This window comes from Stenotrophomonas sp. STEN018 (assembly GCF_056760235.1).
On sequence record NZ_JBRREK010000001.1, the window covers coordinates 49,686 to 73,617 of the forward strand.

Here is a 23,932-nt window from a genome sequence, read left to right on the forward strand (position 1 = left end):
ACGGCCGTTGCCGGCTCAGCCGCCGCGGCGCGCGCGTTCTTCAATGGCGAAGCACTCATTCGGCTTCGGGTCCGGCGGGTTGAAGCTGACCGGTACCTGGATGGTGGTGGGCACCGGCTGGCCGTTGCGGGTGGCTGGATTGAACTTCCACTCGCGCACGCGGCGCGCGGCGGAGTCGTCCAGCTGGCTGTTGCCACTGCTGGTGACCAGCGAGACCTCGGTAGGCGTGCCCTGCGGACCAACCACCACGCGCAGCACGCTTTTGCCGCCGACGCCGGTGCAGGCCAGTTCGGCCGGGTAGTCTGGTGGCGGGGTCTGTACAGCGGCCACTTCGGTCGGGGCGATTGCCGGCGCGTCCGGTTGGTTGGAGGAGTTGCAGGCGCTCAGTGCAGCCACGGTACCCATTGCAGCGAACAGCAGACGCAGTTTCATGTCATTGCTCCATTAATGCGGATGCCTTGGCGGCACAGATGAAGTCGTTTTCACTCAGCCCGCCCACATCGTGGGTGGAAAAGCGCACAACAGCACGGTCGTAGTGCACGCCGAGGTCGGGGTGGTGGTCTTCGCGATGCGCAACCCAGGCCAGAGCGTTCACGAACGCCATGGTGCCGTGGTAGTTGTCAAAGCGGAATGTACGGGTCAGGGCCTGGCCATTTTCGGCCAGCTCCCAGCCCGGGACCTGCGGCAGCAGCTCGGCAACGCGGGCCTGGCTGAGGCGATATTCGCTGCCCCGGCGCGGGCTGCAGTGCGCTTGTGCCAGCGGGACAAGATCAGGGGCCATGCAAACCTCCATAACAGATGACTGAACTGTGCCGCCGTTGGAATCACTGTCCCATCGGTGGCAACCAAGACACAGCTAGAATACCCGCATGATCCAGATCTCAGATACCGCCCAAACGCATTTCCGCAAGTTGATCGAACGCGAGGCCGTGCCCGGTATGGGCGTGCGCCTGAGGGCGATGGACCCCGGAACCCCCACCGCCGATGCGCGCCTCGAATTTGCCGAGCCGGCTGACCTGCTCGGTGATGAGTGGGCCGTGGACTGCGATGGCTTCACCTTGTATATCGCCGCCACCAGCGTGGCGTGGCTGGACGGCGCCGAGATCGACATCGTCACCCAGGCTGCCGGTACCCAGCAGTTGACCATCAAGGCACCCAAGATCAAGGGCGAAGCCCCGGGTGATGCAGCGTCCATCGTCGAGCGTGTGCGCTGGGTGATTGAAAACGAAATCAATCCGCAGCTGGCCTCGCATGGCGGCCGCGTCGCAGTACAGGAAGTATCGGCCGATGGCGTGGTGTTGTTGCGCTTCGGCGGTGGCTGCCACGGCTGTGGCATGGCCGATGTGACCTTGAAGCAGGGGATCGAGAAGACCTTGATGGGCCGGGTGCCGGGCATCACCGCCGTGCGTGACGCCACCGACCACGAAACCGGTCAGGCCCCGTATATTCCGCGCGACGGCGCGGGCTGAGCCGCTACCACGCATGCCGGTGACATCGGTTACCGAGCTGATCAATCTGCTGGCCTCGCGCCGGCAGACCAGCATCCTGCACGATCGCCGCACCGGCATGCCGTATAGCTGGAGCAACTGGCTGCGCACGCGTGTATCCAAGGGGCCGTCGGCCTTTGTTGATGCCGATGCTGCTGAAGCCATGGCGGCGCGGCCGCCGCGGGCTCGCGACGCTGCATCTGCGCCGTTGCCGTTGTGGCAACACATCGTGCTGCTGTTCTGGAACGGCGGCGAACCATCGCCGCGCGATCAGCGTGGCCTGCGTTGGTTTGCAGGGTTCTTCAGTGCCGGCCTGCATGTGCTGTTCGCGCTGCTGTTGCTGTGGGTGGCGCTGGTGCGCAGTAACGTGCCGGAACAGAACGCCGAAGAAGGCGAGCGCGTGCAGGTGGCGTATGTCGGGCGTGGTACGCCGGACGAGGAGGGTGGTGGCGCCCCGCAGGCCGCTGAGGCGGCGGGCGCGCAGGCGGCAGTTGCAGCGCAGTCTGGCGCTGCTGCGGCCGAGCCGTCGGCGCCAGCGGCACAGGAGTCGGTTGAGGCCCCGGCTGCGAGCGCTGCGCAGGCCAATGCGGCGTCTGCTGAGTCAACATTCGAACCTGAGTCGATGCAGATTGATGCATCCAAGCCCGTGCCGGAGCCGCCTGTTGCCAGCGAACAGCCGCTGCAGGTGACGGAGACAAGCCGGCCGACCAGCGAGTTCGTGGTCCCTCCTGCCACGGTGAAGGCACCTGCGTTGCGCAGCAGCCAAGCCCAGGTGCGCGAACGCACGATCGAAACCGCGGTTGATCGTCCGCAGCCAACCCAGGCGCTGCGCCAGCCTGCGGAAGTTGCGGTGCAGCTGCGTTCGACCCAGGTGCAGGTGCGCGAACGCCAGATCGAAGTGGCCACGCAGCAACCAGTTGCGGTAGCTCAGCCACGAACGCGCGAAACGCAGGTGCAGATTCGTACGCCTGAGTTTGGCGTGCGCGAACGTCAGATTGAAACCGCAGCTCAGGAATCGGTCGCGATGGCGACGCTGCAATCGCGCGCTGCCCAGGTGCAAGTGAAGACGCCGACGATGGCGGTGCGTGAGCGTGCGGTGCCCGGTGTGCCGGACAAGCCCGCCGCGCAGGCGACGACATCTGCAGCTGCCGCGACGCAGGCATCAGCTGCTACGCCGGCAGCAAGCGCATCGACAAGTCCGTCGCGCACTGGCGGGCAGGCGGCGACAGCCAATCCGAGTCCGCGGCCCGGAACGAGCGCTGGAGCGGGCCCCAAGCCACAGGATCGCAGCGGTGGTTGGGCTGCGCCAAGCCGTGGTGATGATTGGGGTGCAGCCCAGCGCCAGGTTGCTGGTAGCGCTGGCGGTCAGGCTGACAAGGGCACGGGGCTGTTCAATGCCGATGGCAGCGTAAAACTGGGCGGTAACGAAGGGCAGTCGCAGGACGTGGCCAAGCGTGGCGCGCCGGGCGGTGATGCCGACAGCTGGAGCCGTGAGCGCATCGCCGAGTCCGGCACCTGGCTCAAGCGCCCGCCGTATGACTACACGCCAACCTCGTTCGACAAATACTGGGCACCGAACGAATCGCTGCTGGCCGAATGGGTGCGCAAGGGCATCAAAAGCGTGGAGATCCCGATCCCCGGCTCGAGCAGCAAGATTTCCTGCGTGGTATCGATGCTGCAGTTCGGTGGTGGTTGCGGCCTGACCAATCCGAACATGCAGGAGCAGCCGGCAGAAGCAAGGCCGCCACCGGATATCCCGTTCAAGAGAGAGCTGCAGGAAGACAACGGCAGCCGCTGATGGCGCGCCATATGCTTCGGTTTTTTGTAGGAGCGGCGTAAGCCGCGAAGCTCGTATCGAATCAGATGCTGCATATGCCTGAGGTTTCGGCAATGCCAGCTTCGCGGCTTACGCCGCTCCCACAAGCAGTCTCAAACGCATCGGGAGTTGACCAATAAAAACAAAGCCGCCTAAGGGCGGCTTTGTTTTCAGTGCGGTGCTGCGACGAGTGCCCTCAGTCCACGCCGTGCAGGTCACGTAACTGGCTGGGACGCGAGCCGAAATACGCGGCCAAGTCGGCGATGTCCTGGTCGCTGAGTTTCTGCGCCTGCGGCGTCATCAGCATGTGCTCGCGGGTACTTGCCCGGTAGGCCTGCAGTGCGTGGGCGAGGTAGTCGCCGTATTGGCCGCCGAGCTTGGGATAGGTCGGGTCGATCGGGTTGTTGCCATCGGCGCCGTGGCAGTCGATGCAGCTCTGCCCGGTGGCCTTGCCCTTTACGGCAGCCAGATGCTCACCGGCGGCGATGCGGCCAGCGGGTAGGCCGGCGGAGGAGCTGGATCCGTGTTCACCGCTGGCATGGCCAGGGTCGGCCGCGGACTTGCCGCTGGACTCGACCTCCGACTGCGTACAGGCAGCCAGACCCATGGCGGCGAACAGGGCGATGGACAAACGCAGTGCGTGCGTGGCTTTCGTCATGGTCGGCGCTTATTTGAGGGTGGACAGGTAGGCGGAGAGATCAGCAATGTCCTGCGGGCTGAAACTCATCGATTGCGCCTGCATCGTTGGATGCTTGCGCTTGCCTTCGCGGTACTCGGTCAGCGCCTGGGTCAGGTATTGCGGCGACTGCCCACCGATCTTCGGCACACGGTAGCTGGGGTAGGCGTTCTTGTAGCCGGTGATGCCGTGGCAGCCCTGGCAGGTATAGGCCAGAGTCCGGCCGGTAGCGGCATTGCCAGTGCTGGCCGGCGCCGGTGTGGCGGCGGGGGCAGCAGCGGCGGGGGCGACGGCGGGTGTAGCAGACTGCGGATCAGCTTGGGCGGCCCCGAAGGTCAGGGCAAAAGCCAGAGCGAAACAAGCGGCGAGCGGCTGCGAGCGCATGGTTTCCTTATCCGGTGAGCGGGTCTGGGGTTCCGCCGTGGGATACGGAACGGGCCGAGTATAGCCCGCGTATTTACCCGTTCGGAACAGGCACTTGGATGCTGCAATGCGGTAGGCGGAAACAAAGGTGCAGGTACCCATGACTTTCGGGGCATGGTGTAGGCGTGGGGTGGTGCAATACTTTGCTACAACACCTGCCTACGCATCCCCAGGGACAAGACGATGTCGCGACTTTTCACTCTGCACGCCCGCACCGGAAGCTGCGCTGCTGCACTCCTGATCACCACTTCCCTATTGCTCGGCGGCTGCAAAGCCGGTGGCGAGGAAGCCAAGGCCAAGACGCCGGATGAGCAGAAGGCCAGCGACGCCGTACCGGTGGAAGTGGCCAAGGCCGAGCGCCGTGCCATTGCCGCCAGCTATGCCGGCACCGCTGCATTGGAGCCGCGTGCTGAATCCCAGGTCGTCGCCAAGACCTCCGGTGTGGCGCTGGCGGTGCTGGTCGAAGAAGGCCAACAGGTACGAGCAGGCCAACCTTTGGTACGGCTGGATCCGGATCGCGCCCGTCTGAGTGTTGCGCAGAGCGAGGCGCAGATGCGCAAGCTCGAGAACAGCTATCACCGCGCCGAGAAGCTGGTGCAGCAGCAATTGGTCAGCGCCGCCGATGTGGACCAGCTGCGCTATGACCTGGAAAATGCGCGGGCGATGTACCGGATGGCGACGCTGGAGTTGTCCTACACCACGGTGGTTGCGCCGATCAGCGGTGTGATCGCTTCGCGTGACATCAAGCCGGGCAACTTCGTGCAGATCAACTCGCCGATCATCCGCATCGTCGACAGTGCCCAGCTCGAAGCTACCCTCAATGTGCCAGAGCGCGAGATCGCCAAGCTCAAGCCGGGCCAGGCGGTGTCGCTGCAGGTTGATGCGCTGCCGGGCAAGCCGTTCACCGGCACGGTGGACCGCGTTGCGCCGGTAGTCGACAACGGCACCGGTACCTTCCGCGTGGTGACTACGTTCACTGGCGAAGACGCATTGCAGGCCGGCATGTTCGGCCGCCTTAGCATCAACTACGACCAGCGCGCCGATGCGCTGGTGGTGCCGCGTACCGCGCTGCTGGAAGATGGCGGCAAGCCGGCAGTCTATGTGGTGCGTGACGGCAAGGCCGTGCGTACCGAGCTTGCCCTGGGTTACGACGATGCCGGCTTCATCGAGGTGCGCAACGGTCTGCAGCACGGCGATGAAGTCGTCATCGCTGGCAAGGCCGCACTGCGCGAAGGCAGTGCGGTACAGGTGATCGGCAAGGAGAAGGCAGTGGCCGCGGCGACCAAGGCGCCGGCAGCTGCACAGGCGACCAAACAATGAGTGATCACGGACCGTCGGCTTCCGGCGGTGGCTTCGATCTGATCGAATTCGCCACCCGCCGCCGCGTCACCATCGCGATGATGACGCTGACCCTGGTGCTGTTTGGCCTGATCTCGCTGTCCAGCTTGAAGGTCGAACTACTGCCGGACCTGAGTTATCCCACACTGACCGTGCGTACCGATTACGAAGGTGCGGCACCGGCCGAGGTGGAAACCCTGATTTCGCAGCCGGCCGAAGAAGCGCTGGGCATCGTCAAGGGCCTGCGTAAGCTCAAATCGATCTCCCGCACCGGTCAGAGCGACGTGGTGCTGGAGTTCGCCTGGGGCACGGACATGCAGCAGGCCGGGCTCGACGTGCGCGACAAGATGGAGACGCTGCAGTTGCCACTGGAGGCCAAGCCGCCGGTACTGCTGCGTTTCAATCCCTCGACCCAGCCGATCATGCGTCTGGCACTGTCATCCAAGCAGGAAGCCGGCAACGACGCCGACGCCGTGCGTCGCTTGATGGAGCTGCGTCGTTACGCCGATGAAGACCTCAAGCGCAAGCTCGAGCCGGTCAGCGGTGTGGCCGCGGTCAAGGTCGGCGGTGGTCTGGAAGACGAGATCCAGGTCGATATCGACCAACGCAAATTGGCCGCGCTCGGTCTGTCGCTGGACACGGTGATCCAGCGACTGCAGCAGGAGAACGTCAACCTGTCCGGCGGTCGCCTGGAAGAAGGTTCGCAGCGCTACCTGGTGCGTACCGTCAACCAGTTCGCCACGGTCGAACAGATGCGCGAGATGCTGCTGACCACGGCCAGTGGCTCCAGTACCGCCAGCTCGGCCGGTGAGAACCGCCAGCTGATGTCGGCCATCCTCGGCAGCAGTGATCCCAATGTGATCGCGGCGATGCGCAGTGATGGCAGTAGCAGTGCGCCCAGCGTGCGCTTGAAGGACGTGGCCGAGGTGCGCCAGGGCTACAAGGAACGCGAGGCGGTGATCCGCGCTGGCGGTCATGAAGCCGTGGAGCTGGCGGTTTACAAGGAAGGCGATGCCAATACGGTTTCCACCGCCGATGCGCTGGAAGCCAAACTCGAGCAGATCCGCAAGGAGATGCCCAAGGACATCGAGATGACCATGGTGGAGGACCAGTCGGTCTTCATCCGCCACGCCATCAAGGACGTCAAGATCGATGCGGTGATCGGCGGCCTGCTGTCGGTGCTGATCATCTTCCTGTTCCTGCGCGATGGCTGGAGCACCTTCGTGATCTCGCTGTCGCTGCCGATCTCGATCATCGCCACGTTCTTCTTCATGGGCCAGCTCGGCCTGAGCTTGAACGTGATGTCGCTGGGCGGCTTGGCACTCGCCACCGGTCTGGTGGTGGATGACTCGATCGTGGTGCTGGAATCGATTGCCAAGGCGCGGGAGCGCGGCATGGGCATTCTGGAAGCCGCGATCAAGGGCACCCGCGAAGTATTCATGGCGGTGGTTGCCTCGACCCTGACCACCATCGCGGTGTTCCTGCCGCTGGTGTTCGTTGATGGCATCGCTGGCCAGTTGTTCCGCGACCAGGCCTTGACCGTGTCGATCGCCATTGCGGTGTCGCTGGTGGTGTCGATGACCCTGATCCCGATGCTGAGCGCGCTGAAGGGCCGTCCGCCATTGGAGTTCCCGGCCGAGGATCCGCGCGAACCGTGGCGTCCCGAGAGCCGTTGGAAGAAACCAGCTGCCTATGCAGGCCGTGGCATCGGCGCGATGTTCCGCTATGGCTTCTATTTCCTGGCCTGGAGCGTGGTGCGGATCTTCCGTGGCATTGCCGCGGTGGTCGGCCCGGTGATGCGCAAGGCAAGCGATCTTGCGATGGCGCCGTATGGCCGCGCTGAAGCTGGCTACCTGCGCGCGCTGCCGGCAGCATTGAAGCGTCCGTGGCCGATTCTGGGTTTTGCGACCCTGGCCTTTGGCCTGACCTTGGCGGCCTTGCCGTTGCTGGGTGTGGACCTGCTGCCGCAGCTGGCCCAGGACCGCTTCGAGATGACTGCCAAGCTGCCGCCCGGCACGCCGCTGGCGCAGACCGATGCATTGGTGCGCGAAGTGCAACGCAAGCATGCCGGCGAAGAAGGCGTGCGCCTGCTGTACGGCGTGTCCGGTACCGGTACGCGGCTGGATGCCAGCCCGACCGAGAGTGGCGAGAACATCGGCAAGCTGTCGGTGGTGATGAACGACACCAAGCTGGAGCCGGCACTGACCGAAAAGCTACGCGAAACCATGAAGGCCTGGCCGTCAGCGCAGGTGGACTTCGCCCGCCCGGAGCTGTTTGCGCTGTCGCCGCCGCTGGAAATCGAGATCGAAGGCAACAACCTCGAGGATATCCGCGTTGCCGGCAATCGCCTGGCCGGCATGCTGCGTGAGAACGCGCACTACGCCGATGTCAAATCGACGGTGGAGCAGGGCTTCCCGGAGATCCAGGTGGTGTTCGACCAGGATCGCGCAGCGGCGTTGGGCCTGACTACGCGGCAGATCGCCGATGCAGTGGTCAACAAGGTCAAGGGCAATGTCGCTACCCGCTACAGCTTCCGTGATCGCAAGATCGACGTGCTGGTGCGTGTGCAGGAATCGGAGCGTTCCTCGGTGAACGACATCCGCCGCTTGATCGTCAACCCGACCGGCGCCAAGGCGATCGAACTGGGCTCGGTGGCTGATGTGATCGCCACCACCGGCCCGAGCGAGATCCACCGCGCAAATCAGCGCCGTGTGGCGATTGTCTCGGCCAATTTGCGCGATATCGATCTGGGCAAGGCCATCACCGAAGTGCAGGACATGGTTGCCAAGAACCCGCTGGGCACCGACGTAGGCATGCACATTGGTGGCCAGGGCCAGGAGCTGGGCGAGTCGATCCGCTCGCTGCTGTTTGCCTTTGCATTGGCGGTGTTTCTGGTCTACCTGGTGATGGCATCGCAGTTCGAATCGCTGCTGCATCCCTTCGTCATTCTGTTCACCATTCCGCTCGCACTGGTTGGTGCAGTGGCGGCCCTTCTGCTGGCACGTTCGCCGGTATCGGTGGTGGTGTTCATCGGCTTGATTCTATTGGTCGGTCTGGTGGTGAAGAACGCCATCATCCTGATCGACAAGGTCAACCAGCTGCGCGAGGAGGGTGTGGCAAAGCGTGAGGCATTGGTGGAAGGCGCACGTTCGCGTCTGCGTCCGATCATGATGACCACGCTGTGCGCGGTGTTTGGCTTCCTGCCGCTGGCCCTGGCCTTCGGTGAAGGTGCCGAAGTGCGCTCGCCGATGGCGATCACGGTGATCGGTGGCCTGCTGGTCTCGACCCTGCTGACTTTGTTGGTAATCCCGGTGGTATACGACCTGCTGGACCGCAAGCCGGACGAGTACTATGCCGAGCGTGGGCGTCGTGCCCGTCAGGCGGCAGCCCAGGCCGGGCAGGTGCTGGCACATGAGCAGGACGCCGTCGGCGGCGTGAGGGACTGACCGGGATGAACATCACTGAGTTGTCCATCCGCCGGCCGGTCACCACCATCATGCTGTTCGTGTCGATGGTGGTGATCGGCCTGATCGCTGCGCTCAAGTTGCCGCTGGAGGCCGAGCCGGAGGCCACCATCCCGTTCTTCTTCGTCTCGCTGCCGTACCCGGGCTCGACCCCGGAAGAGGTGGAGCGCAACGTGCTGCGGCCAGTGGAGGAGGCCATCGCCACGATGCCCGGCATCAAGATGATGAACTCGCGCGCCAATGCCGATGGTGCACAGATCCAGGTCGAGTTCAGTGACTGGAACCGTGACATCGCGATGGCGGCGTCGGAGGCACGCGAGCGCATCGACGCGGTGCGTGACCAGTTGCCCGACGACTTCCGGCGTTATTACGTGCAGCGCTGGAGCACCAGCGACCAGGAGGCCATCAGCCTGCGCCTGAACAGCAAGGAGGACCTGACAACGCGTGCGGACATGATCGAGCGCACCATCAAGCAGGGCCTCGAACGCCTGCCGGGTGTCGCCCGCGTGGAAGTGGAGGGCGTGGCCAAGCAGGAAGTCTTGGTGGCACTGGACAAGGACCGCATCAGCGCCCATGGGGTTGCCCTGAACGAGCTGGTGCAGAAACTGCAGGCAGCCAATTTCGCGGTGTCCGCAGGCCAGATCACCGAGGATGGCCGGCGCCTGCGCGTGCAACCGAAGGGGGAGCTGCTCGAGGTCCAGCAGTTGCGCGACCTGCCGGTCAACAACCGTGGCACCCGCTTGTCCGACATTGCCGAAGTCAGCCTGCAGCCGCAGCGCATGAGCTATGTCCGGCGGATGGATGGCAAGCCCAGCGTGGGCGTGGACATCTACAAGGAACGTTCGGCGAACCTGGTGGATCTTTCGCATGCGGTGGGCGATGAGATCAAGGTGCTGGAGCAGGATCCGGCGATGCGTGGCATCGATATCGAGGTGGCGCATGATTCAGGCCAGGCGGTCACCAGTTCGTTGCTGGCACTGGCCGAGGCCGGCGCGATCGGCCTGCTGCTGTCGGTGATCGTGCTGTATGCCTTCCTGCGTCATTGGCCGTCGACGCTGATGGTGTCAACCGCGATCCCGATCTGTTTCATCATGACCCTGGGCTTCATGTACTTCACCGGCATCAGCCTGAACATCATCTCGATGATGGGCCTGCTGCTGGCGGTGGGCATGCTGGTCGACAACGCCGTGGTGGTGGTGGAAAGCATCTACCAGGAGCGGGAGAAGTTCCCCGGCAAGCCAGAGTTGGCCTCAATCGTCGGCACGCGCCATGTAGCCATCGCCCTGTCGGCCGGTACCTTGTGCCATTGCGTGGTATTCCTGCCGATGATGTTTGGTGAGAAGAACATCATCACCATCTACCTGACCCAGTTGGCGCTGACCATCTCGTTCTCGCTGCTGGCCTCATGGCTGGTGGCGGTAAGCCTGATCCCGATGCTGTCGGCACGGATGAAGACGCCGCCGGCGGTCAAGTCGCCGCTGATCAGCCGGTTGCAGACACGCTATGCCAGCATTCTGCGCTGGACGTTGCAGAACCGCGGCTGGAGCGTGCTGGGCATCGTGCTGGTGTCGCTGGTCAGTGTGTGGCCGATGACCCACACCACCGGTAGTGGTGACGACAACAGTCCGGACGAGGTTCGTATCTTCTACCAGTGGAAGGGCTCCTACTCGAAGGAAGAGATGGGCAGGGAGGTCCAGCGGGTCGAGGACTTCATCAATGCCAACCGTGAGAAGTTCCATGTCAAGCGTATCTATAGCCGCTACGCCGAGCAGGGCTGGGCACAGACTCGTTTGTTCCTGACCATCGACGACCGCGAGCAAAGCAAAAAGATCGAGGAAGAAGTCCGCAAGGGGCTGCCGCAGTCGGCACGCGCCAAGATCGGCATTGGTTGGCCGGGTGGCATGGGCAGTGAGGGGCAGGGCATCCGCTTCAGCCTGGTGGGTGATTCCACCCAGACCCTGCGCGAGTTGGCCGACGACATCGTGCCGATGCTCGCGCGCGATCCCAAGTTGCGCGACGTGCGCGTGGACATCGGGGATGCCAACGCGGAACTGGCGGTGCGGGTGAACCGCGAGCGCGCGGCATCCTATGGATTCAGCGCGCAGCAGGTGGCGCAGTTCGTCGGCATGGCATTGCGTGGTTCGTCGCTACGCGACTTCCACCGCGACGATGTCGAGATTCCCGTCAACGTGCGTTTCGCCGGCTCGGAGGACTATGGCATCGAGGACCTGTCCTCGTTCATGGTGCGCAGTTCCAGCGGCAAGGAGATTCCGTTGCTGGCCATGGTCGACGTCAACGTCAATCCGGCGGCCAACGCGATCCAGCGCCTGAACCGCCAGACCATGCTGCGCGTCGAGGCAGGTCTGGCCAAGGACGTGCCGATGGACCAGGCGCGCAAATCAGTGGAGGCGGCGCTTGATGGCGTGCAGTTCCCGCCGGGTTATGGTTACACGTTCAACGGCGCGAGCTTCAACATCAACTTCGATGGCATGGACCAGATGAAGAATGCCATCCTGATCGCGCTGGTCCTGATGGTGGTGATCATGGCGGCGGTATTCGAGTCGCTGCTGTTCCCGGCCGCGATCATGTCCTGCGTGCTGTTCTCCATCTTCGGCGTGTACTGGCTGTTCTGGCTGACCGGGACCGAGATGAACATCATGGCGGTGATCGGCATCCTGGTGCTGATGGGTGTGGTGGTGAACAACGGCATAGTGATGATCGAGCACATCAACAACCTGCGACGACGAGGGGTCGCCCGTACCGATGCACTGGTGGAAGGTAGCCGCGAACGCTTGCGGCCGATCATGATGACGATGGGTACGGCGATCCTGGCCATGGTCCCCATCGCATTGAATACCGATACCGTCGATGGCATGCCGCCGTACTACCCGATGGCGCGCGCGATCGCGGGCGGACTGGCATTCTCGACGGTGGTCAGCCTGCTGTTCCTGCCGACCATCTACGCGCTGCTCGACGATCTGCGTACCGGCACTGCACGCTTGGTACGTCGTGCACGTGGCCTGCCACCGGCAAGGGAGGCGGAGCCGCTGGTGGTGCAGGAGTAAGTTGTTCCTTGACGCTCCCCGCCATCGTGGCGGGGAGCGAACATTCCAGGAGAACGCGGATGGCCAACGCACTTGTCGACCACAGCCGGCTGCCCGGTTTGTTGTACCTGGTGGTGGTGCTTACCGGTGTGTTCTGCCTGGCGTATGTGCCAGCACAACTGGCCGGCCCCGATGCGCAGGCGGTGCTGGACAGAATAGTCGCCAGCCAGGTGTTGTTCCGCCAAGGTGTGGCGGCCTTCATCGTCGAGCAGGTGGCGTTTCTGCTGTTGGCGCTGGTGTTGTATCGCAGCCTGCGCGAGGTGAGCCGTATCGCTTCGGCGCTGATGCTGGGCTTCGTGGTGGTGGGCGTCCCGCTTGCGTTGGCGGCGGTGTCGCACCGGCTGCAGGCGCTTTCCCTGTTGACCGACATGGACAGTGCGCAACTGCTATCTCTGGAGCAGCGCCAGCAGGCGGCGCATGCGGCGATGAAGGCGTATCGCAGCGGCATGTTGCTGGTGCGTGTGTTCTGGGGGTTGTGGCTGCTGCCACTGGGCTGGTTGGTGCTGCGCTCACGGTGCGTGCCGCGCCTGCTCGGTGTGCTGCTGGTGGTGGGTGGGCTGGGTTATGTGCTGGGTGTGTTCGCGGAGCTGCTGGTGCCCGGCTACGACGACTGGCGGCTGGCGGGCTACATGACGCTGCCGGCCGCACTGGGCGAGATCGGCACCTGTTTGTGGTTGCTGTTGTTCGGCTTGCGCACCGGCAGCCCGGCCGCAAGATCATCCCCTGCCTCCTGAGGTGCTCATGCAGACAAATCCTTCCGACCACCATTTGTGCGATTCGCCGTTGCCGCAGCGTCTGAAGTTGTCCGCGCTCTGGGCCAGCTTGACCTTCTGCTATCTCTACGGCGACTACTTTGGTCTGTACCGGCCCGGAACATTGCAGCACATGCTGGAAGGCGTCGGCCCGATGGGGCCAACCAGCCAGGGCTCGCTGTTGTTCGTTGCACTGCTGCTGGCGGTACCCGGGCTGATGGTGTTCCTGACGCTGGCGTTGCCTGCACGCTTGGTGCGCTGGCTCAATATCGGGCTGGCTGCGTTCTATGCGGTGTTCGTCGGGCTCACCATGCCCGGTGCATGGTGGTTCTACCTGGCCTACAGCAGCATCGAGATCCTGCTGTGCCTGGCTATCGTGCGCGTTGCCTGGGCTTGGCCGCGCGCCCGCTAGTGATTGCGGAAAGGCGGCGTTACACCAGCTTGCCGTACACGCTGAAGCCGGTTAGCCACAGCCCCAGCATGCTGCCCAGATTGGTCAGCATGAAGGTCAGCACGATGCGGGTGACGCGGTTCTTGTACCAGCCCCTCACGTTCTGCGCATCATCACGCAGCTGCAGGAAGTCCTGGTAGGTCGGCTTGCGCAGCCGTGTTTCCACCAATGCTGCAAATGCACCAGTGGGGATGCTGAGGCGGAATGGCTTGAACGGCGCAACCACGATCGCGGTCAGAATGCTCAGCGGATGGCTGGCGGCAAGCAGGGCACCAAGGCCAGCCAATCCGCCGGTAAACATCGCCCAGGTCAGGAGCATGTCGGCACCCATGCCCATGCCGCCCTTCCAGAAGCCAAACCCAATACCACCCAGCACGATGGCCAGAATGCCCAGCGTGATCCACGGGATGTTGCGCTTCTTCGGCACCGACTCCAGCTGCTCGCGCAGCGGGCCGGGGGCATCGGTATCGGTTTCCAGATAGCGGGCCAGGCCGGCAAGGTGACCCGCGCCAACCACCGCCAGCACATTGCGCTGCTCGCTGTTGTGTTCTTCGCGCAGGCGCGTTGCCATGTAACGGTCGCGCTCGCCGATGATGGCCTGATACAGCTCCGGGCTTTCGTTGGCGAACTCGCCGAAGCTCGACTCCAGCATGTCGCCCTGCTTGAGCTTCTCGATTTCTTCTTCGCCCACATCCTCGGAGGAGAACAGGCCGGCGCCCAGACCCATCACCAGCTTCAGCTTGCCGAAGAAGCCCAGGCTCTGCGAGGCGCGGCGGAAGGTCAGGCCGACATCACGGTCTATCAGATGTACCGGCAGATTGTTGGCATTGGCCAGTTCCACCGCGCGCTTCAGTTCGGCACCGGGTTCGATGCCCAGCTGCTCGGCAAGGCGGCGTTGATAGGCGGCCAGGGCGAGGTTGGCGGCAAACAGTGCCACGCGGCCCTTGCGGATTACTTCGACCAGATCCAGCTGGGCAAGTGCATTGGGGTTGGTCAGTGCCTGCAGGCGTTGCGGGTCCAGCTCGACCGCGACCGCGTCGTATTGACCGCTGGCGATGGCCTGCTCGACGGCTTGTACGCTGGCTGCAGAAACGTGGGCGGTGCCCAACAAGGTGTAACGCACGCCATCGCGTTCAACCACGCGCACCGGCTGACCGGCCAGCAGTTCGCCGCCGGTTTCGATAGAGGAGTCAGTCATTGCTTCATTCATTGGAAGGGGCGCTGTCGGCACCGTCGCCGAGTGCGCGTTGCATCTGTACCGTGTCCAGCCAACGCCCGTGCTTGCGGCCAAGGCCGCGGAACACGCCAACCAGCTCGAAGGCGAAACGTTCGTGCAGCTTGATCGAAGCGGTATTGGTCGGCTCGCCGATCACCGCGATCATCTGCCGGTAACCACGCGCGGTGCATTCGTCGATCAAGGCCTGCATCAAGGCCTTGCCAACGCCTTGGCCCTGGAAGCGACCATCAACATAGACCGAGTTCTCCACGGTCCATTGATAGGCGATGCGGGCGCGGTAGCTGTTGGCATAGGCGTAGCCGGCTACTTCGTCGTTGATGGTGGCGACGAGGTAGGGGAAGCCGCGTGCAGTGATGTCCTGCATGCGCTGCGCCATGTCCGCTGCGCTGGGCACCTCGTACTCGTAGGTGTTGACCAGCTCGCGCACCTCCACCGCGTAAATCGCGGTGATGGCCGGGATGTCAGCAGGTGTTGCGGGGCGCAGTTGCAGGCTCATGTCGGGTCCGGTCAGTCGATGTAGCGCTTGAGCAGGTCGCCATACGCATCGATGCGACGATCGCGCAGGAACGGCCAGATGCGACGCACGTGCTCGCTGCGCTGCAGGTCGACTTCGCAGACCAGCAGGGTTGCGTCGGTGCCCGCTTCGGCAATGAACTCACCCTGTGGACCCAGTACGTGGCTGTTGCCCCAGAAGTTGATGCCGGATGCGCCCAGTGGCGAGGCTTCTTGGCCGACGCGGTTGCAGCTCAATACCGGTACGCCGTTGGCGACGGCATGGCCGCGGTGGCTCAGTACCCAGGCATCGCGCTGGCGGTTTTTCTCATCCTGCACGTCGTCCGGGTCCCAGCCGATCGCGGTCGGGTAGAGCAGCAGTTCGGCGCCAGCCAGTGCCATCAGGCGGGCGGCTTCCGGATACCACTGGTCCCAGCAGACCAGCACGCCAAGGCGGCCGACCGAGGTGTCGATCGGCTTGAAGCCGATGTCGCCCGGGGTGAAGTAGAACTTCTCGTAGAAGCCGGGGTCGTCGGGGATGTGCATCTTGCGGTACTTGCCCAGCAAGGTGCCGTCTTTTTCGAAGACCACGGCGGTGTTGTGGTACAGGCCAGCGGCGCGGCGTTCGAACAACGAGCCGACGATGACGACGCCATGCTTCTTGGCCAGCGCGCCGAGGTGTTCGGTGCTGGGGCCCGGGATCGGCTCGGCCAGGTCGAATTCGTCCACCGATTCGTGCTGGCAGAAGTACGCACCGTTATGCAGTTCCTGCAGCAGTACCAGTTTCGCGCCCTGCGCGGCAGCCTCGGCGACGCGTGCGTCGATCACGGCCAGGTTGGCGGCGGCATCACCGTGGTTTTGCTCCTGCACCAGGGCGACGGTAAGAGGGCTGCGCGAGTTCATGCTGCGATCCTGCGGGGGAAAACGCGCATGGTAACGCGGATGCGTGTCGGCAATGCGGTCTGGGCTGAACGGAGGGGGCTGTGGTGTATGCGTACGGCTGCTGGCGATTTTCAGGTAGAGCCGAGCCATGCTCGGCTCTACGGCTTGAGCCCCTCTCCCGCTCGCGGGGGGAGAGAGGCCGCTTGCGAACCATTGGTTCGCGGTCGATCGAGCGCCTTTGCGCCAGCGCAAAGGCCGGGGCGCGGAGCGGGGGTTGGGGTGAGGGTGGCTTTTCGCTCGTAAAGCTTCTGCCGAGCATGGCTCGGCACTACAGGTGCGACGTTTAGTTCTTGAGCAGGCTGGCTGGCAGTTGCATGGTGATGCAGTGCAGGCTGCCGTTCTGCCAGATCAACGAGCGGCAGGGGACCTGCACGATTTCGCGGTCCGGGAAGGCCTGGGCCAGTACGTCGCGCGCCGCATCATCGGCAGCATCGCCATAGGCCGGCATCAGCACCGCATCATTGACGATCAGGAAGTTGGCATACGAGGCTGCCAGTCGGCGGCCTTCGTCCAGCACCGGCTCCGCCCACGGCAAGGGGAACAGGCGGTAGGGCTTGCCCTCGGCGGTGCGCAGGGCGGCCAGTTCGGCGCCCATGGCCTGCAGCTCGGCGTAATGCGAGTCCTGCGGGTCGTCGCAGTTCTGGTAGACGATGCTGTCAACCGAGGCAAAGCGGGCGAGGGTGTCGATGTGGGCGTCGGTGTCGTCGCCTTCCAGGTAGCCGTGGTCCAGCCACAGCACGCGGTCCTGCTGCATCCAGGCGGCCATGTCGGTGCTGAGCGAGTCGCGGTCCCGCTCCGGGTGGCGTTCGTGCAGGCACTTCCAGGTGGTCAGCAAGGTGCCGGCACCGTCGGTGTCGATGGCGCCGCCTTCCAGTGCGAACGGAATACTGCGGACCTGCGCGTTGTTGAATACCTGCGCCTGGTCGAGCACGCCGACCAGCTGGTCATCGAGGCTGGCTTCAAACTTGCCGCCCCAGCCGGTGAAGCGGAAATCCAGCAGCTGGAAGCTGCCGTCGGCACGCTTGAGGGTGATCGGGCCGGAATCGCGCAGCCAGGTGTCGTCGTAAGGCGCGGTGACGAACTGCACGCGCTCCATGTCCACTCGGTTCGAGCGCAGGCGCATTTCCGCGTAGGTCTCGATGTCGTCATCGGCCACGCAGATCAGCACCGGCTGGTAGCGGGTGATGGCGCTGACCAGCGCGATGTAGGTTTCCTCAACCTCGGCCAGGCGTTCGGCCCAGTCGGTGTCGGCGTTTGGCCAGGCGATCAATACGCCGGACTGGGTTTCCCATTCGGCTGGAAAGCGGAGCGTGTCGTTCATTCTTCTCGGATGCGTTCGGCCCGGGTGGGCATTGGGGCAGCAGGGCAGAGCCTGCTGCCTGGAAAGGATTCAGCGGATCGGCGGCTTGGGCCCGACTTCATCCGGGCTGGCCTGACGGGCCACTACGTCGATCACGCGCTGCTTTTCGAAGTACACGGTAAACGCCGGGTAGACCCAGCGGTTGATGGTCGGCCACTGACGCTTCTGGCCGCCGCGCGGGTCCATGCGCTCGCTGGGTGCACCGAAGCGGGCTTCCACCTCGGCCATGCTCTGGCCGCGGGCCGGAATGGCCTGGGCTGGTTTTTCCTGCGCGCGCTCGATCAACAAGGTGTCAGCGTGCACTGCCGGTGCGGTAGCCAGTACGGCGATCAGGCTCAAAATCTTGAATGCGTGCTTCATGGTCACATCTCCCCAGAGGACAGGGTGCGATTACAGCAAAAAATGGCGAGGAAAGTGCAGTCCTGCGTCGGTATTGCTGCACGCACTCAGCAATGCGTCATCACCGCGCTCGGCCCTGTACGCAAAAAGCCGCCCAAGGGCGGCTTTTTGGCGTTGCCCGATCCTTGCGGATCAAGCGCTGGCTTGCGCCAGTTGGCTCAGCGCTGGCGAGCCTTGAAGCGCGGGTTCGACTTGCAGATCACGAAGATCTTGCCGCGACGGCGCACAACTTTGCAATCACGGTGACGGGTCTTCGCCGACTTCAGGGAGGACAGAACTTTCATGACATACCTCGGCGGATACTGGTAAGGAGATCTTAGGAGCGTGGCCGCGGATATGCAGGATAACGCCCGTTCAAGCCCGCCATTCTACTGGGTATTTCTGCGCCAGTTCAAGTGCTTGCGTGCAAGCGGGTGCAGGCAGGACGTTCCGGGGCGTTAGAATAGCCCGATTCTCGTTCCAGACAGGCCTTTAAATGAGCCAGCTGCCCCCCGTTCTCACCATTGATGGCCCATCCGGGGCCGGCAAGGGTACCGTCAGTCGCATCGTTGCCCGCCAGCTGGGCTGGCACTACCTGGACTCCGGTGCGCTGTACCGCGCGGTGGGCGTGGCTGCCAGCTGGGCTGATATCGATACTTCCGACGCCTCTGCACTGGTGCGCTGCACCTTTGATACCAAGGTGCAGTTCGTGGAGCAGGGTGAGAGCCTGCGGGTGCTGGTCAATGGTACCGATGCCACCGATGAGCTGCGCCTGGAGACTACCGGTGCGCTGGCTTCGGCTATTGCAGCCATTCCGGAGGTGCGGGCTGCACTGAAGGAGCGTCAGCGCGCATTCAGGGTTTTGCCCGGGTTGGTGGCCGATGGTCGCGATATGGGCACCGTCATCTTCCCGGATGCCCCATTCAAGGTTTTCCTGACTGCCAGTGCCGAGGAACGGGCCGAGCGGCGGCATAAACAGTTGAAAGAAAAAGGGGTTTCGGTTAACTTTGAAGACCTCCTGCGTGAGATCATGGCCCGCGACGCCCGTGATGCACAGCGCGCAGTGGCGCCCCTGAGGCCGGCCGAAGACGCCATCCTCATCGACACCAGCGGTATTGGCATCGACGACGTCGTTGCCAAGGTGCTGGGTCTGGTTTCGAAGGAAGCCTGATCCTCGCAGCGTTGAGTGCGATCAGTTGATCGATCGCAGTCGTAGCAAAGATGTTGCAACAACCCGCTGCGCAATGGTGCGTGGTGGGCTTTTTCATTCACATTCGGCCGCTGCCATGGGGTCGTCCAACAGGCTGGACAGTACGGGTTTTCGCAACAGATCCGCTGTCCATATGTTCAACTGAGTAAATCTAATGACCGAATCATTTGCAGAACTGTTTGAAGCCAGTCAGGCCAATCTGGCCAAGCTGAAGCCCGGTGCCATCGTTATCGGTACCGTCGTTGAAGTCCGCGGCGACGTGGTCGTGATCAACGCCGGCCTGAAGTCCGAAGGCATCGTGCCGATCGAACAGTTCCGTAACGACGCTGGTGAAATCGATGTGGGCGTGGGCGACCAGGTAAAGGTCGCACTGGACTCGATCGAAAACGGCTTCGGCGAAACCATCCTGTCGCGCGAGAAAGCCAAGCGCGCCATGGTGTGGGACGAGCTGGAAGAAGCGTTGGAAAAGAACGAAACCATCACCGGCCGCATCAGCGGCAAGGTCAAGGGTGGTTTCACCGTGGACATCAAGGATGTCCGCGCATTCCTGCCTGGTTCGCTGGTCGATGTGCGCCCCGTGCGCGACCCGGCCTACCTGGAAGGCAAGGAGCTGGAATTCAAGCTCATCAAGCTGGACCGCAAGCGTAACAACGTGGTCGTGTCGCGTCGTGCAGTTGTCGAGAGCGAGCATTCGGAAGAGCGCGAGCAGCTGATGGACAAGCTGCAGGAAGGCGCAATCCTGAAGGGTGTCGTCAAGAACCTGACCGATTACGGCGCATTCGTGGACCTGGGCGGTATCGACGGCCTGCTGCACATCACCGACATGGCATGGAAGCGCGTGCGCCATCCGTCCGAAGTCGTGAACGTCGGCGACGAGCTGGACGTGCGCGTGCTGAAGTTCGACCGCGAGCGCAACCGCGTTTCGCTGGGCCTGAAGCAGCTGGGCGAAGATCCGTGGGACAACATCGCACGTCGTTACCCGGCCAACAGCCGCGTGTTCGGCAAGGTCTCCAACGTGACCGATTACGGCGCGTTCGTTGAGATCGAGCCGGGCGTGGAAGGCCTGGTGCACGTGTCCGAGATGGATTGGACCAACAAGAACGTCAACCCGTCCAAGGTTGTCCAGGTTGGTGATGAAGTCGAAGTGATGGTGCTGGACGTTGATGAAGAGCGCCGTCGTATCTCGCTGGGCATGAAGCAGGTTGCTGCCAACCCGTGGGAAACCTTCGCCGCCATCTTCAAGAAGGGCGACAAGGTTTCCGGCCAGATCAAGTCGATCACCGATTTCGGTATCTTCATCGGTCTGGACGGCGGCATCGACGGCCTGGTTCACCTGTCGGACATCAGCTGGAACACCACCGGCGAAGACGTGGTTCGCAACTTCAAGAAGGGCGACACCCTGGACGCAGTGGTCCTGGCCGTCGATCCGGAGCGCGAGCGCATCTCGCTGGGCGTCAAGCAGCTTGAGCAGGACCCGTTCGGTCAGTACATGGCTGCCAACCCGAAGGGTTCGAAGGTCGAAGGCGTTGTCAAGGAAGTGGATGCCAAGGGCGCAACCATCGAGCTGGCTGACGGCATCGAAGGCTACGTTTCGGCACGTGACGTTGCCAACGAGCGCGTCGACGACGCGACCCAGTTCCTGAAGGTCGGTGACAAGGTCGAAGCCAAGTTCGTTGGCATGGACCGTAAGGGCCGTACCCTGCAGCTGTCGATCAAGGCCAAGGATGATGCCGAAATGCGCGAAGTGCTGGAGGAATACCAGTCCTCTTCGGCATCCAGCGGCACCACCCAGCTGGGCGCGCTGCTGCGTGCACAGCTGAACGGCAACAAGTCCGAGTAATCGGCTTCCTGTTGTAGATTTGACCTGGCGGCCCGGACATCAGTCCGGGCCGTTTCAGGGTAAGACCCTGCCATTGACGAGTACGCAATGACCAAATCCGAATTGATCGAAATCCTCGCGCGCCACCAGGCGCACCTGAAGGCTGATGATGTCGATCTGGCGGTGAAGTCGTTGCTGGAAATGATGGGTGGGGCGCTGTCCTCCGGTGACCGCATCGAGATCCGCGGTTTCGGTAGTTTCTCCCTGCATTACCGCCCGCCGCGTCTGGGCCGTAACCCGAAGACGGGTGAGTCGGTCGCGCTGCCCGGTAAGCATGTTCCGCATTTCAAGCCGGGCAAGGAGCTGCGCGAGCGCGTGAGCTCGGTGGTGCCGCTGGAAAGCGACCCTGCCTGAGTGGTTCTGGCTGGATGTTGCGCAGCAGATTGACTGCTGCCATTTCTTCCGCTGAACGGTAAGCTACGGGCTCTTGTAACAGGAGTAAGCCGGCGCATGAAGACCGTTCGATTAGTGATTCTGCTGGCGGTGTTGATAGGTGGCCTGGTGATCGGCTCGCTCAACTCGCAGCCCATCGAAATCAGCCTTGCGTTCTGGGTGCTCAAAACCACCTCGGGTATCGCAATCATTGCATCGCTGTTGCTCGGCGCCCTGGTAGGCGGTGGCATGGTGATGGCGGCCCTTGTGGTGCCGATGTATGCCAAGCTGCGCCGCGCCAATAAAGCCGCCGGCACAACGGCATCCGAGCCTGCTGCGCCTGTCGCACAGACACCTTCTCCTTTTGACGGACGCTGAGCAACGATGGCCTTCATCAGTGAGTGGTTCTGGTTTTTCCTGTGCCTGCCGGTTGCCGCGATCGCCGGCTGGGTGATTGGTCGTCGCAGTGGTCAGCGTCACAGCGAGAATCAGGTCACTCGTCTTTCCAGCACCTATTTCCGTGGTTTGAACTATCTGCTCAACGAGCAGCCGGACAAGGCCATCGAGTTGTTCCTGCACATTGCAGAACTGGACAAGGAAACTTTCGAGACACAGGTTGCGCTGGGGCATCTGTTCCGCCGTCGTGGCGAAGTGGATCGGGCTATCCGCCTGCATCAAGGCCTGGTCAATCGCAACGATCTGAGTGACGCGCAGCGCGTGCAGGCATTGCTTGCGCTGGGCGAGGATTACATGAAGTCCGGGCTGCTGGATCGCGCCGAAACGGTATTCACCGAGTTGGCGCAGCTCGACCAGCGAGCGCCGCAGGCCTTGAAACACCTGATCGGGATCTATCAGGCCGAGCGCGATTGGGAAAAAGCCATCGAGAACGCGACCCGCTACGAGGCGGTCACCGACGAGCCGATGGGCAAGTTGATTGGTCAGTTCGAGTGCGAATTGGCCGAACGTTACCGCGCAGCAGGGCGATTGGACGATGCGCGTGCAGCGATCAATCGAGCCAATGCCGCCGATGCGATGAGCGTGCGTGCGGGCATTATTGAAGGCCGCCTGGAAAGCGATTTCGGCAATGACGAAGCGGCGGTGCGTGCGTTTGAGCGAGCGGCACGCAACGACCCGGACTACCTGCCCGAGATCCTGCCGCAGCTGCTGAAGAACTACCGCAATGTCGGTGATCTCGCCGGTGCGCGCGCGTTCCTGGCTGAAATGACCGAGCACTACCGCGGCATCGCGCCGGTACTGGCGCTGACCCGTTTGATGGAAGAACAGGAGGGGCCGGCGCCTGCGCGTGCCTATCTGGGGCGACAGCTCAAGGATAGGCCATCGGTACGCGGCGAGTCCGCCTTGATCGACTTGACCTTGGCTGAAGGTGCCGATCCGGTTGCGACTTTGCAGGACCTGAAGCACATCACCGATCAGTTGCTGGTTCGCAACCCGGCTTATCGCTGCACGCGTTGCGGCTTTGGCGCACGCACGCACCACTGGCAGTGCCCGAGCTGCAAGGAGTGGGGTACGGTCAAGCCGCTATTGAATTTCGCGGTGCTCTGAGTGCTGGAGCCGTATTACTGGGTGGTGCTGCTGGTGCTGGCCACCGCGGCGGTGGTGACCTGGCTGGCGATCCGCTATGCGCGCTGGCAGCAGTTGATCGATCAGCCGGGCGAGCGGCGCAGTCACTGTGTGTCGACGCCGCGCGGAGGCGGCATTGGCATCGTGGTCTCGCAATTGCTGGCCTGCGTGCTGGGCGCTGTGCTGATACCGGACTATGCAGTTGTACTGCTCGTGTTCGGGCTGGGCCTGTTGCTGGTGGCGGGGATTGGCTGGTGGGACGATCACCGCTCGCTGCCCGCGTTGCCGCGTCTATGTGTTCATCTTTTGGCCGGGCTGATGCTCGCGGCCTTGGTGTGGTCGGGCAGTGGTAGCCTGATAAAGGCTGTGTTCTGTTTTGGGTTGGCCGTGTCGCTGGTGAACATCTGGAATTTCATGGATGGCATCAATGGACTTGCCAGCACCCAGGCCATTCTGGTTGGAGTAGGTGCCGCGTGGTTGCTGCCAGCTCATTATGCGTTGGCGGGCTGGGTGCTGGCGGCTGGCTGCGCGGGGTTTTTGCCGTTCAACTTCCCCCAGGCTCGGATCTTCATGGGCGACGTCGGCAGCGGCGCGCTCGGGTATCTGGTGGCGGGCCTGCTGGCGCTCGGGCTGAGTGTTACCGATACCGTACCGGTACTGTGGCTGATGCTGCCCGCCGCGTTTCTGGCTGATTCGGGTTTCACGCTGCTATCACGAATACTCAAGGGTGAGCCTTGGATGCAGCCGCATACCCAGCACCTTTATCAGCGCTTCGTGAAACGTGAATACAGTCACGCGGTTGTTACGCTGGGCTATTCGCTCTTCGGCCTTGTGGGGCTTACACTTGCAGCGCAATTTTCAAGGCTTCCCCTAGGTTGGGGGTGGGCAGGGGGCGTTACCTGGCTGGCTGCTACGGCAGTGGCCTGGATGTTCCTGCGTGCTAGGGCACTTAATTAAGGACAGAATTTTC

The 23,932-nt window shown here is 63.2% G+C and carries 23 protein-coding genes; 13 read left to right on the forward strand and 10 right to left on the reverse strand.

Annotated elements, in window-relative coordinates; translation table 11 throughout:
- Positions 1 to 15: 15 nt before the first annotated feature.
- Entirely contained in the window at positions 16 to 432 is a 417-nt protein-coding gene (locus ACVOMB_RS00280; protein ID WP_481529397.1) for an energy transducer TonB, read from the reverse strand.
- A 1-nt stretch (position 433) separates the two neighbouring features.
- A complete protein-coding gene (locus ACVOMB_RS00285; protein WP_481529398.1) occupies positions 434 to 781 on the reverse strand; it encodes a 4a-hydroxytetrahydrobiopterin dehydratase in 348 nt (115 codons plus the stop codon).
- Positions 782 to 869: 88 nt separating this feature from the next.
- Here ACVOMB_RS00285 and ACVOMB_RS00290 point away from each other — a divergent pair, with 88 nt between their 5' ends.
- Entirely contained in the window at positions 870 to 1,469 is a 600-nt protein-coding gene (locus tag ACVOMB_RS00290) for an NfuA family Fe-S biogenesis protein (RefSeq protein ID WP_481529399.1), read from the forward strand.
- Between the two features lie 13 nt (positions 1,470 to 1,482).
- A complete protein-coding gene (locus ACVOMB_RS00295; RefSeq protein ID WP_481529400.1) occupies positions 1,483 to 3,285 on the forward strand; it encodes a hypothetical protein in 1,803 nt (600 codons plus the stop codon).
- Between the two features lie 214 nt (positions 3,286 to 3,499).
- Here the strand turns inward: ACVOMB_RS00295 and ACVOMB_RS00300 are convergent, their stop codons facing one another.
- Positions 3,500 to 3,961, reverse strand: a complete 462-nt coding sequence (locus ACVOMB_RS00300; RefSeq protein ID WP_481529401.1) for a c-type cytochrome — start codon at positions 3,959 to 3,961, stop codon at positions 3,500 to 3,502.
- 9 nt (positions 3,962 to 3,970) lie between these two features.
- Positions 3,971 to 4,363 carry a c-type cytochrome gene (locus tag ACVOMB_RS00305; RefSeq protein WP_481529402.1) on the reverse strand — a complete coding sequence of 131 codons (393 nt, stop codon included), beginning with the start codon at positions 4,361 to 4,363 and terminating at the stop codon, positions 3,971 to 3,973.
- A gap of 222 nt (positions 4,364 to 4,585) precedes the next feature.
- Between ACVOMB_RS00305 and ACVOMB_RS00310 the strand changes: the two genes are divergently transcribed.
- The 5 genes from ACVOMB_RS00310 to ACVOMB_RS00330 are packed head-to-tail and all read left to right on the forward strand — an operon-like array spanning position 4,586 to position 13,472.
- Positions 4,586 to 5,722 carry an efflux RND transporter periplasmic adaptor subunit gene (locus ACVOMB_RS00310; protein ID WP_481529403.1) on the forward strand — a complete coding sequence of 379 codons (1,137 nt, stop codon included), beginning with the start codon at positions 4,586 to 4,588 and terminating at the stop codon, positions 5,720 to 5,722.
- Positions 5,719 to 9,186 (forward strand): efflux RND transporter permease subunit, encoded by a 3,468-nt coding sequence (locus tag ACVOMB_RS00315; protein ID WP_481529404.1) that lies wholly within the window; start codon positions 5,719 to 5,721, stop codon positions 9,184 to 9,186. The genes ACVOMB_RS00310 and ACVOMB_RS00315 overlap by 4 nt, the downstream gene beginning before the upstream one ends.
- A 5-nt stretch (positions 9,187 to 9,191) precedes the next feature.
- Positions 9,192 to 12,269 (forward strand): efflux RND transporter permease subunit, encoded by a 3,078-nt coding sequence (locus ACVOMB_RS00320; protein ID WP_481529405.1) that lies wholly within the window; start codon positions 9,192 to 9,194, stop codon positions 12,267 to 12,269.
- 59 nt (positions 12,270 to 12,328) lie between these two features.
- Positions 12,329 to 13,042, forward strand: a complete 714-nt coding sequence (locus tag ACVOMB_RS00325) for a DUF4386 domain-containing protein (RefSeq protein WP_481529406.1) — start codon at positions 12,329 to 12,331, stop codon at positions 13,040 to 13,042.
- Positions 13,043 to 13,049: 7 nt separating this feature from the next.
- The gene (locus tag ACVOMB_RS00330; RefSeq protein WP_481529407.1) at positions 13,050 to 13,472 is read left to right on the forward strand and encodes a DUF6326 family protein; all 423 of its coding nucleotides are present in this window, start codon (positions 13,050 to 13,052) and stop codon (positions 13,470 to 13,472) included.
- A 19-nt stretch (positions 13,473 to 13,491) separates the two neighbouring features.
- Here the strand turns inward: ACVOMB_RS00330 and ACVOMB_RS00335 are convergent, their stop codons facing one another.
- The 6 genes from ACVOMB_RS00335 to ykgO all read right to left on the reverse strand — a co-directional run bounded on the left by ACVOMB_RS00335 (position 13,492) and on the right by ykgO (position 18,225).
- Positions 13,492 to 14,721 carry a TraB/GumN family protein gene (locus ACVOMB_RS00335; RefSeq protein ID WP_481529408.1) on the reverse strand — a complete coding sequence of 410 codons (1,230 nt, stop codon included), beginning with the start codon at positions 14,719 to 14,721 and terminating at the stop codon, positions 13,492 to 13,494.
- Entirely contained in the window at positions 14,714 to 15,244 is a 531-nt protein-coding gene (locus ACVOMB_RS00340; RefSeq protein ID WP_481529409.1) for an N-acetyltransferase family protein, read from the reverse strand. Before ACVOMB_RS00340 ends, ACVOMB_RS00335 begins: the two co-directional genes overlap by 8 nt.
- Before the next feature lie 11 nt (positions 15,245 to 15,255).
- A complete protein-coding gene (locus ACVOMB_RS00345) occupies positions 15,256 to 16,143 on the reverse strand; it encodes a carbon-nitrogen hydrolase (RefSeq protein ID WP_481529410.1) in 888 nt (295 codons plus the stop codon).
- A 322-nt stretch (positions 16,144 to 16,465) separates the two neighbouring features.
- Complete coding sequence (locus ACVOMB_RS00350) at positions 16,466 to 17,503, reverse strand: agmatine deiminase family protein (protein WP_481529411.1); 1,038 nt, start codon at positions 17,501 to 17,503, stop codon at positions 16,466 to 16,468.
- 69 nt (positions 17,504 to 17,572) lie between these two features.
- Positions 17,573 to 17,902, reverse strand: coding sequence for a hypothetical protein (locus ACVOMB_RS00355; RefSeq protein WP_481529412.1), 330 nt, complete (start codon positions 17,900 to 17,902; stop codon positions 17,573 to 17,575).
- Between the two features lie 197 nt (positions 17,903 to 18,099).
- Positions 18,100 to 18,225 (reverse strand): type B 50S ribosomal protein L36, encoded by a 126-nt coding sequence (gene ykgO / locus ACVOMB_RS00360; RefSeq protein ID WP_057628212.1) that lies wholly within the window; start codon positions 18,223 to 18,225, stop codon positions 18,100 to 18,102.
- Positions 18,226 to 18,416: 191 nt separating this feature from the next.
- Between ykgO and cmk the strand changes: the two genes are divergently transcribed.
- The 6 genes from cmk to ACVOMB_RS00390 all read left to right on the forward strand — a co-directional run bounded on the left by cmk (position 18,417) and on the right by ACVOMB_RS00390 (position 23,919).
- Positions 18,417 to 19,091 (forward strand): (d)CMP kinase, encoded by a 675-nt coding sequence (gene cmk / locus ACVOMB_RS00365; RefSeq protein ID WP_062167947.1) that lies wholly within the window; start codon positions 18,417 to 18,419, stop codon positions 19,089 to 19,091.
- A 193-nt stretch (positions 19,092 to 19,284) separates the two neighbouring features.
- A complete protein-coding gene (gene rpsA, locus ACVOMB_RS00370) occupies positions 19,285 to 20,970 on the forward strand; it encodes a 30S ribosomal protein S1 (protein ID WP_481508286.1) in 1,686 nt (561 codons plus the stop codon).
- Between the two features lie 87 nt (positions 20,971 to 21,057).
- Positions 21,058 to 21,363, forward strand: coding sequence for an integration host factor subunit beta (locus ACVOMB_RS00375; RefSeq protein ID WP_057628209.1), 306 nt, complete (start codon positions 21,058 to 21,060; stop codon positions 21,361 to 21,363).
- A gap of 96 nt (positions 21,364 to 21,459) precedes the next feature.
- Positions 21,460 to 21,759, forward strand: a complete 300-nt coding sequence (locus ACVOMB_RS00380; RefSeq protein ID WP_481529413.1) for a lipopolysaccharide assembly protein LapA domain-containing protein — start codon at positions 21,460 to 21,462, stop codon at positions 21,757 to 21,759.
- A 6-nt stretch (positions 21,760 to 21,765) separates the two neighbouring features.
- Positions 21,766 to 22,944, forward strand: a complete 1,179-nt coding sequence (lapB, locus tag ACVOMB_RS00385; RefSeq protein WP_481529414.1) for a lipopolysaccharide assembly protein LapB — start codon at positions 21,766 to 21,768, stop codon at positions 22,942 to 22,944.
- Entirely contained in the window at positions 22,945 to 23,919 is a 975-nt protein-coding gene (locus tag ACVOMB_RS00390) for an MraY family glycosyltransferase (protein WP_481529415.1), read from the forward strand.
- Positions 23,920 to 23,932 lie beyond the last annotated feature (13 nt).

What these genes read in the sequence shown, in the direction of transcription:
- ACVOMB_RS00295 (WP_481529400.1), top strand. Translation starts at nt 1,483, where the DNA reads ATGCCGGTGACATCGGTTACCGAGCTGATCAATCTGCTGGCCTCGCGC.
- ACVOMB_RS00290 (WP_481529399.1), top strand. Translation starts at nt 870, where the DNA reads ATGATCCAGATCTCAGATACCGCCCAAACGCATTTCCGCAAGTTGATC.
- ACVOMB_RS00340 (WP_481529409.1), bottom strand. Translation starts at nt 15,244, where the DNA reads ATGAGCCTGCAACTGCGCCCCGCAACACCTGCTGACATCCCGGCCATC.
- ACVOMB_RS00300 (WP_481529401.1), bottom strand. Translation starts at nt 3,961, where the DNA reads ATGACGAAAGCCACGCACGCACTGCGTTTGTCCATCGCCCTGTTCGCC.
- ACVOMB_RS00305 (WP_481529402.1), bottom strand. Translation starts at nt 4,363, where the DNA reads ATGCGCTCGCAGCCGCTCGCCGCTTGTTTCGCTCTGGCTTTTGCCCTG.
- ACVOMB_RS00335 (WP_481529408.1), bottom strand. Translation starts at nt 14,721, where the DNA reads ATGAATGAAGCAATGACTGACTCCTCTATCGAAACCGGCGGCGAACTG.
- lapB (WP_481529414.1), top strand. Translation starts at nt 21,766, where the DNA reads ATGGCCTTCATCAGTGAGTGGTTCTGGTTTTTCCTGTGCCTGCCGGTT.
- ykgO (WP_057628212.1), bottom strand. Translation starts at nt 18,225, where the DNA reads ATGAAAGTTCTGTCCTCCCTGAAGTCGGCGAAGACCCGTCACCGTGAT.
- ACVOMB_RS00380 (WP_481529413.1), top strand. Translation starts at nt 21,460, where the DNA reads ATGAAGACCGTTCGATTAGTGATTCTGCTGGCGGTGTTGATAGGTGGC.
- ACVOMB_RS00325 (WP_481529406.1), top strand. Translation starts at nt 12,329, where the DNA reads ATGGCCAACGCACTTGTCGACCACAGCCGGCTGCCCGGTTTGTTGTAC.
- ACVOMB_RS00320 (WP_481529405.1), top strand. Translation starts at nt 9,192, where the DNA reads ATGAACATCACTGAGTTGTCCATCCGCCGGCCGGTCACCACCATCATG.
- cmk (WP_062167947.1), top strand. Translation starts at nt 18,417, where the DNA reads ATGAGCCAGCTGCCCCCCGTTCTCACCATTGATGGCCCATCCGGGGCC.
- ACVOMB_RS00315 (WP_481529404.1), top strand. Translation starts at nt 5,719, where the DNA reads ATGAGTGATCACGGACCGTCGGCTTCCGGCGGTGGCTTCGATCTGATC.
- ACVOMB_RS00285 (WP_481529398.1), bottom strand. Translation starts at nt 781, where the DNA reads ATGGCCCCTGATCTTGTCCCGCTGGCACAAGCGCACTGCAGCCCGCGC.
- ACVOMB_RS00330 (WP_481529407.1), top strand. Translation starts at nt 13,050, where the DNA reads ATGCAGACAAATCCTTCCGACCACCATTTGTGCGATTCGCCGTTGCCG.
- ACVOMB_RS00280 (WP_481529397.1), bottom strand. Translation starts at nt 432, where the DNA reads ATGAAACTGCGTCTGCTGTTCGCTGCAATGGGTACCGTGGCTGCACTG.
- ACVOMB_RS00375 (WP_057628209.1), top strand. Translation starts at nt 21,058, where the DNA reads ATGACCAAATCCGAATTGATCGAAATCCTCGCGCGCCACCAGGCGCAC.
- rpsA (WP_481508286.1), top strand. Translation starts at nt 19,285, where the DNA reads ATGACCGAATCATTTGCAGAACTGTTTGAAGCCAGTCAGGCCAATCTG.
- ACVOMB_RS00350 (WP_481529411.1), bottom strand. Translation starts at nt 17,503, where the DNA reads ATGAACGACACGCTCCGCTTTCCAGCCGAATGGGAAACCCAGTCCGGC.
- ACVOMB_RS00345 (WP_481529410.1), bottom strand. Translation starts at nt 16,143, where the DNA reads ATGAACTCGCGCAGCCCTCTTACCGTCGCCCTGGTGCAGGAGCAAAAC.
- ACVOMB_RS00310 (WP_481529403.1), top strand. Translation starts at nt 4,586, where the DNA reads ATGTCGCGACTTTTCACTCTGCACGCCCGCACCGGAAGCTGCGCTGCT.
- ACVOMB_RS00355 (WP_481529412.1), bottom strand. Translation starts at nt 17,902, where the DNA reads ATGAAGCACGCATTCAAGATTTTGAGCCTGATCGCCGTACTGGCTACC.